The organism is Leucobacter musarum subsp. musarum (assembly GCF_001273845.1).
Classification (GTDB): Bacteria; Actinomycetota; Actinomycetes; order Actinomycetales; family Microbacteriaceae; genus Leucobacter; species Leucobacter musarum.
Genome location: NZ_JHBW01000060.1, coordinates 1 through 223 on the forward strand (window position 1 = coordinate 1; position 223 = coordinate 223).

General features: G+C 65.9%; 1 pseudogene. It reads right to left on the reverse strand.

Annotation, left to right across the window (positions count from 1 at the left end):
- Nucleotides 1-223, reverse strand: a pseudogene (locus CH42_RS16550) (hypothetical protein); the annotation flags it as partial.

Sequence of the window (223 nt, forward strand, 5' to 3'; positions counted from 1 at the left end):
CTGCTCGACGCTCCAGTCGTGCAGCAGCGGGCTCCAGTGCGTGTGGGAGCTCATGATGGTGACGTTCGGGTGGGCCGCCAGCAGACGCTCCATGCGCTCCTGGTCGTCGCCGAACTCGCGCTTGTACAGGTTCGCGTACGATCCCGATACCGAGTTCTCGAAGATGTGGTGCACGCTCAGCAGCACGGGCAGGCCCGCGTCGCGGTAGTGGTCGAGGCGATCG